This window comes from Sphingorhabdus sp., assembly GCF_046154385.1.
In the GTDB taxonomy this organism is placed as follows: Bacteria; Pseudomonadota; Alphaproteobacteria; order Sphingomonadales; family Sphingomonadaceae; genus Sphingorhabdus_B.
Genome location: NZ_JBJXFW010000063.1, coordinates 1 through 10,701 on the forward strand (window position 1 = coordinate 1; position 10,701 = coordinate 10,701).

At 49.9% G+C, this 10,701-nt stretch carries 6 protein-coding genes and 1 pseudogene; 3 read left to right on the plus strand and 4 right to left on the minus strand.

Going from position 1 to position 10,701, the window contains the following annotated elements:
* The first annotated feature begins 540 nt into the window (after positions 1-540).
* Both ACKVOS_RS13395 and ACKVOS_RS13400 read left to right on the plus strand, forming a co-directional pair.
* Positions 541-2,091, plus strand: coding sequence for a tryptophan halogenase family protein (locus ACKVOS_RS13395; RefSeq protein ID WP_409212491.1), 1,551 nt, complete (start codon positions 541-543; stop codon positions 2,089-2,091).
* Positions 2,088-2,831, plus strand: a complete 744-nt coding sequence (locus ACKVOS_RS13400; RefSeq protein ID WP_409212492.1) for a SapC family protein — start codon at positions 2,088-2,090, stop codon at positions 2,829-2,831. The genes ACKVOS_RS13395 and ACKVOS_RS13400 overlap by 4 nt, the downstream gene beginning before the upstream one ends.
* 19 nt (positions 2,832-2,850) lie before the next feature.
* On the opposite strand, the gene ACKVOS_RS13405 is transcribed toward ACKVOS_RS13400, so the two are convergent.
* The 3 genes from ACKVOS_RS13405 to ACKVOS_RS13415 all read right to left on the minus strand — a co-directional run bounded on the left by ACKVOS_RS13405 (position 2,851) and on the right by ACKVOS_RS13415 (position 8,017).
* Positions 2,851-4,182: an alpha/beta hydrolase family protein gene (locus ACKVOS_RS13405; RefSeq protein ID WP_409212493.1), complete on the minus strand. Its 1,332-nt coding sequence runs from the start codon at positions 4,180-4,182 to the stop codon at positions 2,851-2,853.
* 91 nt (positions 4,183-4,273) lie between these two features.
* Complete coding sequence (locus ACKVOS_RS13410; protein ID WP_409212494.1) at positions 4,274-7,090, minus strand: TonB-dependent receptor; 2,817 nt, start codon at positions 7,088-7,090, stop codon at positions 4,274-4,276.
* 150 nt (positions 7,091-7,240) lie between these two features.
* Positions 7,241-8,017 (minus strand): DeoR/GlpR family DNA-binding transcription regulator, encoded by a 777-nt coding sequence (locus ACKVOS_RS13415; protein ID WP_409212495.1) that lies wholly within the window; start codon positions 8,015-8,017, stop codon positions 7,241-7,243.
* A gap of 332 nt (positions 8,018-8,349) precedes the next feature.
* Between ACKVOS_RS13415 and ACKVOS_RS13420 the strand changes: the two genes are divergently transcribed.
* A complete protein-coding gene (locus tag ACKVOS_RS13420) occupies positions 8,350-9,822 on the plus strand; it encodes a sodium:solute symporter family transporter (protein WP_409212496.1) in 1,473 nt (490 codons plus the stop codon).
* Between the two features lie 122 nt (positions 9,823-9,944).
* Here ACKVOS_RS13420 and ACKVOS_RS13425 read toward each other — a convergent pair.
* Positions 9,945-10,379, minus strand: a pseudogene (locus tag ACKVOS_RS13425) (DDE-type integrase/transposase/recombinase); the annotation flags it as partial.
* Positions 10,380-10,701: the final 322 nt, after the last annotated feature.

Sequence of the window (10,701 nt, forward strand, 5' to 3'; positions counted from 1 at the left end):
GCACCATAGCTTAACCCTTTTAGTGAACCGGCTTCCTACGGGAAGGCCATAACGTGGGTAGTTGCATGGGTCTGCCGTGGGTGGTGCTTTGGGGTTATGGTTTGGCACGAACTTCAAATCTGTCCGCAGAAAATTTCAGGCGCGATGGCAGGTTGTGGGCCGGGAGCAGACAGTCGGCTTCTGTGTGTGGATCGGAATAGCTGCTGTTTAGGCCATCCAGAACGCCCGGCAGTTGCCGCTAACAATTCGGACGTTGACGGTTCGCAATATAGGCACCCAAAAATTTCCAATTATTCAGCGTCGCAAGACGATTGTAAGTTCTGGGAGCCTGCGGGTCTGGAATGGCGATCGGCATTCGCGTGATCCTCGCGGCAGGCGCTGCATTTCGCCCTGCAGGAATAACGGAAAAATAAAATTCAAAGCCGATCAGAAGTCTGACAACAGTATTTTAAACGTATATCACAGGGCGAGCGCTGCGTTGAAAATGATGGCGAACGGATGAATTTCGCTGCATAGTCGCGGTAGCGTGTGGAGGATGTAATGAATAATCGGATAAAGCATATCCTAATCGTCGGTGGCGGCAGTGCTGGTTGGATTGCGGCTGCACGTATTGCCGCGAAAAACTGCACAGACGATCCAGACAGTGTAAGTGTTACACTTGTAGAATCTGCAGCTATCGGTACGATCGGTGTTGGCGAAGGCACTTGGCCAACGATGCGTAATACCCTCAAAAAGATCGGTATCTCCGAAACCGAATTCATCCGTCAATGCGATGGTGCATTCAAACAGGGCGCGAAATTTGTCGGATGGACCGATGGCACGCCGCAAGACGGCTATTATCACCCGCTAAACCCGCCACATGCTGCGACGCAAATTGACCTCTCCAGCCATTGGATGCGTGCCAAGAATCAGAACAGTTTGGATTTCGCTGATGCCGTCGATTTTCAGGCGGCATTGTGTGAAGCAGGACGCGCGCCGAAAGCGATCACAACCCCTGAATATGGCGGGATGGCTAACTATGCCTATCATCTTGATGCGGTCAAATTCGCCAAACTATTACGCGATTTCTGTGTAGAGAAGCTTGGTGTGCACCATATTGTCGATGACATTACAGCCGTCAATCAATCCGAAGATGGTTATATTGCAAGCATTGAAACCAAGCTGCATGGCACCATCGGAGGCGATTTGTTTCTGGATTGCTCGGGCTTTGCGGCGCTTATGATCGAGGGCGTTTATGGCGTCCCGTTTGTTCCCTGCAACGACATTTTGTTCGCCGACCATGCGTTGGCGTTGCAGGTCCCTTATGAGCGAGAGGATGCACCTGTCGCAACGCATACCATATCGACGGCCCAGGATGCAGGCTGGATATGGGATATCGGTCTACCGACCCGCCGTGGCACCGGCTATGTCTATTCGAGCAATCACACCAGCCACGATGCAGCCGAAGCAACACTGAGGCGTTATGTGGGGGCCGTCGGTGCAGAAGGATCAACACGTCGGATCAAAATCCGCGCAGGTCACCGCGAAACTTTCTGGGTGAAAAATTGTGTGGCTGTCGGACTGTCAAATGGCTTTCTGGAACCCCTCGAAGCTTCGGCACTGATGCTAATTGAAACGGCGGTAGATTTCGTTGCTGATCGATTGCCTGAGAATCGCGAAGCCATGATGATATTGTCAAAACAGTTCAACGCCGCTTTTACACATCATTGGGAGCGCATTATCGAATTCCTGAAGCTTCATTATGTGCTTACAAAACGCAATGACACGGCATTTTGGCGTGATAACGTTAGACCAAGTTCGATTCCGGAAGGACTGAAAGAGCGCCTTGAGCTATGGCGGTACCATCCGCCAAGTGCACAGGATTTTTCTTATCACAAAGAGATATTCTCGTGGCCAAGCTATCAATATGTCATGCACGGCATGGGTTTCGAGGCGAATTATACGGCTCGCTCAAGCTCAGGACACGACGAACAATTTGCGAAGCGCTGTTTTGCTGCTGTCGCACAATCACGACATAGGACGGTTGCCGAAATGCCAATGCACCGGGACCTGCTGAACAAAATTAATCAATATGGATTGCAAGCGGTTTGAAAAATCTAACATCGCTAAGCCTTTTCAATGCCGACCGTCATCGCGACGTCCGCATCATGCCCGGACCTGACATAGCATTGGGGAGTCGGCTGAATCACGTTCAAATCGGTTTGAGTGAGACAGGTGTTGCGGCATCCGACTACCCTTTGGTGTTTATGAAAGATGTCGATAGCGGCGCCTTCCGGCTTGTTGGGCTGTTCGGCCTGCAGCCCGGTTCTAATTGTTTCCTGATCAACGATCAGTGGCAAGCAACATATTTGCCGCTGGCAGTTGTAGGATGGCCTTTCCATTTAGGTGGTCCCGATCAATTATTGTGTATTGATGAGGGAAGCGATCTCGTGTCCACCGATACTGGATCAGCGCTCTATACCGGCGGCGGTAACGAAACCGCAGAGCTGCTGCGGATCCGTTCTATGTTCGAATATTTGCGCAGCGACGTTGATTCCGCCAATGATTTTACGACGGCGCTTGTAGATCTGAATTTGCTTCGTCCGATCCACGTGACGCTGGAATTTACCGACGGAGAAAGTGAGCTGATTGAGGGGTTATATTCCATCAGTCCGCTTAGATTATCGGCTCTTGAAGACACCGATATTCTCGATATGTACCGAAGGGGCTTTTTGGACAAAATCCACATAATCATGAATTCATTGGGCCAGATGAACCGGATTCAACAGTTATCTCATATTCATTTTGATCGCAAAATCGTACGATTGACAACCGAGATGACTTCTCAATAACGACTGGACTGTTTTGGTTCTAATCCTGGCTGCTGTAACGCATTTCCAATCCAAGCGCCCACCGCCTTTGAAATCCGGGCCAGAATCCGCTCTCTTTTTCGGTGGCTGTTTTTCCGCCAACGTTCTGCATCGGCGCCAATGGCCAAACCGCATCGCTGCTCTTTGTGGTCGGCACATTCATAAATGCCGCCTTTGTAACATCGCCTTTAAGGTGAAGATCTAGAAACGCCGTGATAAAATGCTGGTTGATTGCGTTGATACGTTCGGCGCGCCACACTGGCTCAGCAAAATACTCCCGCGTGGAGAAATCATCATTTGCTTCGGGTGGCGGCGGATTGCCGCCGACATTGTGTCGGGCGTTGAGGAACAGCAGGAAGTGTCTGGGTTTGACCACCATCTGTTCGAATATCCATGAGACACCCTGCCTGGTGTCGACAATATCATCATCGCTACCCCCGATTACCAATATCGGCTTTGTTGACTTCGCGAGCGACGCGGACGTCCACGCACGGCTTTCGGGGCGACCGCCGAAAGGCGCAAGCGCAACAACCGCTTTGATCTTAGCCGCAACAGGCGCGCCTTTGGCCTGACTGTCAAAAATGGCCGCTCGTGCTTCGACTGGTAATTGCTCGAAAACACTGCTTGCGGGGTCGTAGTTCATTCCTGCAGTGGCCAATGCACCGAAACCCCCCATTGAATAGCCAATGATGCCGATGTTATTGACATCAATAACCCTACCCAGATGGTCCCTGTCGTTCGCCGCGCGAGAGGCAAAATACTCAATCACCGCGCGCTGATCTGCTGCGCGATTTATCAAGACGTTACCAAAGGAAACGGCCAGCTCCGCTCCGCCGGTTGCACGTTGATCCATATGGTCGATTGCGACGACTACATAACCCTTGGTCGCCAGATTTTCGGTCAGCCACGTCATAAAGCTGTCCCAGCCATTATAACCGTGAGATACTACCACCAGCGGGAGGCGCTGGTTTCCGGCGACCTCTGCGTTCTCGACCGCGAGACTAGGGAAAGTGAACTGAAGCCTTTTCCCGTCTGGCCTTGGCAAAACATGCGTGAAACTCGTCCGGGCAGATCCCGAAGCGGGCTTTGCGGGATACCAGATGCGAAATTTAATCGTTCGCTTTGCACGCATCACGCCTGTTGTTGTCAAAGTCACTACAGGTGGTAAAACGAGTTCGCCGGTTTGCATGCCAACTTCGTCTGGACCAACCGCTGCGAGCAGCGGCGCATCCATAGGTGGAATGGCATAAGGCAGTTGTTCAGCGGGCTCAGACAAAACCGAACCGGAAATCAAAGCGAACAATGCCACCACGACATATTTTATTTTCGTCATTAGATGATTCACTCCGTAGTCCGGCAGACAGAAAAAAAGCCCTTCTTCGGATCAAATCCAAAGAAGGGCGAAATCACTTATACGTTGTAATTTAGAAGGTAACGCGCACGCCAGCAGCGTAACGTGCTCCGGTATCGACATAATCAAGGACCTGATTATCGAACCGTCCGGTCGTTATGTTTCGAGCATTGAACACATTGGTACCTTCGACGAATATCTGTGCAAATTCAAAAATATCATAGCTTGCACGCATATCAACCTGCTCGAAAGCCCGGCGGAAAACCGGATCTCCGCCTTGCCCGGGTGTGACCAAGGCTTCGAGGAAACGGCCGCGACGGTTCCACGCAACACGGGCAGAAAAACCGCCCTTTTCGTAGAAAGCAGTCGCATTATAACTGTTTCCAAGGCCCTCAACTGCGAACGAAGTGGCTGTCGTGCCTTGGTCAAAGTTCGCATTGCTTTTTACAAATGTTGCATTCAGCGCCACGCCGAAGCCATCAAGCGGTGATGGCAAATAGGTGAAGCTATGGACAGCATTTAGCTCGAGACCGCGAACATTTGCAGTCTCTGCATTACGCGGCCGACGCACATTGAAGGTTGCGGAATTTGGACCGGTTATTCCATTTCCGATCGGCAAGCCTCCAGCATTTGCAATAGTGAAGACCTCTGCCGAGCGTGTCTGGACAATGAAATCCTTGATGTTCTTGTAGTAAATTGCGGCCGACAGTGTTGTGGTCGTCGAAGGATACCATTCAAAAGACAAGTCAAAGTTATTAGAAGTATAGGGCTTAAGGTCTGGATTGCCTCCGCTCGCATCGAGGCTGGCCGGACGCAACACATCAAAATTAGTCCGAGGAGCCAAGTCTCTCACTTGCGGCCTGGTTACAGTCCGCGAGCCAGATAGCCGTGCTACGATATCATCTGTCAGATTTATTTTGATATTCATGCTGGGCAAGAAGAAATCATAGCTCGATTTCTGGCTCGTTGCTTGCGGTACACCGCCGTTGGCAAACACGCCCTGATAAATGGTAGGGTCACTGAGCACTGGCAGGAGGTCAAGTAGCTGTTGCTGCTGGCCATTTGCCGTCAGTTCGGTGTGCATATACCGGGCACCGATATTGACGACCCACGGCATAGATCCAAGCGTTCCCTTGAAATCGGTATCAAGATATCCTGCATAGACCTTTTCATTAATGGAAAAGGAATTTGGCTGAACTGCAGCATCGAAGCCATTTGTGGCAGCTAGCAAAGCTGCAGTCGTCCCTGGCGCCAGACCACGTGCTACATCACGAGCCGCGGCCTGAGCAGGACTCTCCAGGAATGCAAAATAGGCATTCGCATCATATCGTTGGAAAACTGTAGGAACGGAACCGTTGCCGCCAAGGAACCGACCAAGATTCAGAGGACTTAGCAGTGATGGCGATGAAAGTTCATTGTAACCGCAATAGAGGCATAATGTATTCGGATTGGTCGCAATTGTCTGACTGCTCTTCTTCCGATTAGTATTCACCAAGCCGAAACGCACAGCATCCAAAACGCCGCCGTCCGACTTCCACTCAGTGTCCAACTTATACTCCAAAACCCTTTCTGCCTCATCATTTCCGGTGCGAAGGGCGATATGGGTGCGACCCAGGGCGGCATTTGTGAGGTCACCGGTGTAGTTCGTTGTTGAGGGGAAACCGCTGCCCGTTGCCTCCTGGAAGGAGTATTGGCTCGGAATGCCGATGACTGTAAAATAGTTCTTGCCGCCAGCGTCATCATTCGCTTTCGACCAGGATGCGTCAAGCTTAACGGTCAGGTTGCCATTAACTTCCCATTCCAAATTACCGCCTAAGCCCCGTGTTTTCACAAAGCGGTTATTGGAAGTTTGAATAAGATCTCCGACACCATTAGTAGTCAGTGATGTTATAGTCCGGTTACTATCTATCGCAGCAGCGACATAGCTTGATGGCTCAAACCAGCTTCCAAGCGATTCTACCCGTGAATCCACGTCAAACTTGTTGTACAGGCCATCGACGGTAAAAGTGAGCTGATCCGCAGGCTTGAATTGTGCAGTTGCATTGATTCCGAGCCGCTCACGCGATTGCGTATCTTGGCCCGCATCCTGATTTCGCGGCGCAAATACGTTGGTAAACAATGGTGTCGCTGTTGGTCCTACTGTCGTTCCGGGCAAATAACCACGGTTCTGGGTGAAGCGAACCTCAGAATCCCGCTTTTGGTAGGATACGGCTGCCAGAATGCCGATCGTATCATCGGCGAAGGTCGTGCTAACAAGACCGAAAAGTTGAGGCGTAATGTTTTTGCTATTTCGCTCATAAAGCCCTTTTGCAGAGAATACGGCCTTAAAGCCACCAAGATCGAGTGGCCTGGGGGTTTTTACGTTAAGCGTCGCACCAATACCGCCATCTTGCAGTTGCGCTTGCGAGCTTTTATAAACCTCTGCACCGCTGATAAGCTCAGCCGCCAAAAGATCGAAGCTGAACTCGCGCCCCTGATTGTCGCTTGCGAAAGTACGGCCATTTACAAGAACGGTGTTGAACGCTGGACCAAAGCCGCGAACCGTGACGAAGCGACCTTCGCCGTTGCTACGGTCAATTGCCACCCCAGGAATACGCTGCAAAGATTCAGCAACGTTAGAATCCGGGAACTTCCCTAGATCTTCCGTACTGATAGCGTCTACGATTGAATTTGAGTCGCGCTTGATAGCTGCAGAGTTGCTTAAACTACCTCTGATGCCCGTTACGATGATTTCTTCACCGCCATCCTCGTTCGCAGCGGCGTCTGGCGCATCCTGAGCATAACCAGCGGTTGATAACGACAACCCGAATGCAATGCCCAATAATAAATGTGCTTTCATCTTCATCACAACATCTCCCAGTAGTTTATATTTTTCTTTTAGCTCATGCATCCCATAAACAAACGCTGGGCGAATGGATCACTTAGTAATCCGAATTTGCCTTCGTTTGTGCATTTGTAATTAGGCCACGTGAGTACCGTAAGTGTTAAAACGAATGAAAAATGTTCGCAATCGAAAAATCCTTAAGTAGCCAGTTATGTCCTATTCGGCGCCGCAACAGATTTTTACACCGACGCCGCCAGCAGAGGCAAGGTTCAGAAAATCATCAGGTAAATCCATATCTGTAAAGAGCCAGTCGATTTGTGAAAGATGCCCAAAACGCGACATCGCACGACGACCAAACTTACTGTGGTCGGCAACCAAAATTGTTTCACGGGAACTGCCAATGATCGCTTTGGCATTCAAAGTTTCTTGATAGTCAAAATCCAGCAACGACCCGTCGCTATCTATACCACTCACACCAATAATGCCAAAATCCAGACGAAATCTTTCAATAAATTCTGTTGTTGCTGGTCCAATTATGCCACCGTCGCGTTGACGTAGCAGCCCGCCTGCTATCAATACTTCACAATCGTCATTGTTCGACAATATCGTCGCTACATGCAAATTGTTTGTCACGACTTTCAAGTTCTTATGGTTAACCAGAGCTTTAGCGACCAACTCTGTTGTGGTGCCGATATTCAGAAACAAAGAACTGCCATTTGGCACGTGCTTTGCGACATTAGCCGCAATCCGCCGCTTCGCATCCACAAACGCATGAAGCCTATGATGATAAGCCTCGTTTTCGACACTATTTGCTTGGCCGGCTCCTCCGTGGAACCGCTGCATAAATCCTTGACCACACAACGTATTTATATCGCGCCTGATTGTTTGGGGGGTAACATTTAACAGATCGGCGAGTTGCTCGGTCGCAACAAACCCTTGATTTTTCGCCAATTCCAAAATCGCCTTTTGGCGTTCATTAATTGCGTTGACCATATCTCACCCCGCCATTCATTGTCACCGCTTAGGCTATAATATGCGGCCTGCTCCACATGAACATAAAACAATATCCGTGTCTCCCATTATACAACATGTACGCGCAACAGCGAATATCCTCCTTACAATTGCTGTGCAATCTAGAAGAAATTTGATGTTCCAATTCAACCCTTGTTATTTGCGAAAAGGAAAGTAGCCTTAAATCTAACAAATTAGGCTCGAGACGTTGTGCTCGCAAAATGAAATGAAATGGGGAGCATGCAATGTTTCAAGAAGGCGGTTCCGCATTACAGATTGCAATATTTTTTGGGCTTACCGCGTTAATCGCTTTGATGACCTATTTGAAAGTCCATGGCAAAGGCGCTGGCCGTGACAGCAGCTCCAAAGAAGTATTTCTGGCTGGCGGTGGACTGAGTTGGCTATTTGTGGCCGGATCCATTACCTTAACCAACTTATCGACAGAGCAGCTTGTTGGCATGAATGGCAACCAGATGCTGCTTCTGGCATGGTGGGAGTTGTCAGGCTTTGTGGGGTTGATGATACTGGCGTTCATCTTTGTGCCTATTTATTACCGCAACAAATGCACGACAGTCACTGAACTGCTAGAGCGCCGATATAAGGGAGGCAGCATTCGGACCGTAATTTCAGCGATGTTCCTGGCCGGTAATATCCTGATTTATTTGCCTGCTGCATTGTATAGCGGCAGCCTGTTTCTACAGTCATTATTCGGCACCGAATTTTCGCTGCTCGTTTATGCCGCACCAATGACGATTATTGCTGCAGCATATACTATTACAGGCGGACTGCGAGCAGTGGCGGTGATGGATACCTATTCAGGTATTGGTTTGCTTGCCATTGCGTTGCTTGTGGTGTTCCTTGCTTTGGCGGCTGTGAATTTCGATATATTTACAGGCGTCCCAGAATTTCGCACCAGCATGATTGGCGCGATTGACTCGCCCATTCCGTTTCACACATTATTCACCGGGATGATTTTCATTCAGATATTCTATTGGTCGACAAACCAGAATATCACGCAAAAAGCTATGGCCGCACCCAATGTGAAAGAAGCGCAAAAGGGTGTGTTTGCCGCAGCAGCGGTGCGCGTACTCGTTATTCCCGCGATAGTCGTGATTCCGGGCGTGGTGGCATTCAAATTGTTCGGTGATGTCAACGATGCAGCTTATGGCAAGCTAGTAGCGCAGGTATTGCCGGGCTGGATGTCTGGCGCTTTTGCTGCCATGATGGCTGCCGCTGTGATCGCGCATACCAGCGCTATTCTCAACAGCTCGGTCGCGCTTTATTCGATGGACTTCCATGAGAAATTCATCGCGCCAATTGCAAAGCCCTGGAAAATTGCTGCGATTGCTTCAGTCGTGCTTACAATCACTTCGATCCTGATGGTTCCCGTTTTTCAGAATGCATCGAGCATCATCAACTTGCTTCAGCAATTGAACGGTTTGTTCTCAATGCCAATCCTGTCCGCATTCATCGCCGGCCTGCTGTTCCGCAATGTCGATGCGCGTGCCGCTATTGGCGGACTGATCTGGGGATTAGGTAGCTATGCCATCCATAATTTCATTTTGTACGTACCCAATGAAGGTTTCGATGGACAAACCTATTACCAGCATTGGGGACTCCCATGGCTCCATTATATCGACGTGATGGTTATTGTACTGGTGACGTCGGTTGCAGTGTCGCTAATCATTAACAAGCTGGTCTTCGGCAACCGCGCAACCTTTATTTTCAGCAAGATAGGCCGTGACATACGCCGCGCCGAAGAAGCTGCAATTGATGCAGGACAATAACAAAATGAATGGAATTGAGATGTCGAACGCAAAGCATGGGTGTTGTGGACTAACTTTGAATTGATGACAGGCGAGCAAGGTACAATGACCGGTCCACGTTTAGCGATCGGGCTTGATCGTTGGTGCATGATCGCCTCCTTAGCCAGTGCTGACCGCAGGTAGAGCGAAGCGGAACCGTAGGATGGCACCGGCCAAGGAACGGCCTCTGGTGCCGGTAGGCTAAAACCAAGCAAGCTGTGTGGTCTGACAGTGTTTTAATGTCGTCGCCATGCCTCAATCAGGATTTGGGTTTCAGCCAGATTTTGGAAGATCTGCACCCCGACCGGAGTCAACCATTCTTTCAAGGTGATAGCGATGAACTGGGGGCCATTGTCGGGCCTAATATGTGCCGGGGGTCGATGAATTACGAACAACTCGGCCAAGATCGCCTGCACGTCCACACTTTTGATCTTACTTGCAACAAAAAGGGCAAGATATTCCCGGCTCGCCTCATCAATGATCGCAAGTTCCGCATTCTTGCGATCATCATGATTGCGAACATCGACGAATTCATATGCCTGTCCAGCGTCAGATCCGAGATCGCACGCCGCCGCCGTGCATTCTCCTTGTCCAAATCCTTCAAACCAGTATTTCCGCTCTTAGCCCACTTCGGTCGTTCAGAACGTTGCGTTTGGAGCCACCAGATCAATAGGGCATTGTCTTCAATGGTTCGAACACTGCTTTTGCGTCGTGATAGACGAATGTCGGCTTTACTGTCCGTCGTCAGATAATTTGAGACATATGTCGGCTTAAAATAGGTGAGTGTTTGGGCTCATCCGGTTGGTTGATATTATGCGGCGATCTTGCGGTGATGCAAGCGCCTTTGTTCGATCGTTTTGC

What these genes read in the sequence shown, in the direction of transcription:
- ACKVOS_RS13420 (WP_409212496.1), top strand. Translation starts at nt 8,350, where the DNA reads ATGACCTATTTGAAAGTCCATGGCAAAGGCGCTGGCCGTGACAGCAGC.
- ACKVOS_RS13395 (WP_409212491.1), top strand. Translation starts at nt 541, where the DNA reads ATGAATAATCGGATAAAGCATATCCTAATCGTCGGTGGCGGCAGTGCT.
- ACKVOS_RS13405 (WP_409212493.1), bottom strand. Translation starts at nt 4,182, where the DNA reads ATGACGAAAATAAAATATGTCGTGGTGGCATTGTTCGCTTTGATTTCC.
- ACKVOS_RS13415 (WP_409212495.1), bottom strand. Translation starts at nt 8,017, where the DNA reads ATGGTCAACGCAATTAATGAACGCCAAAAGGCGATTTTGGAATTGGCG.
- ACKVOS_RS13410 (WP_409212494.1), bottom strand. Translation starts at nt 7,090, where the DNA reads ATGCATGAGCTAAAAGAAAAATATAAACTACTGGGAGATGTTGTGATG.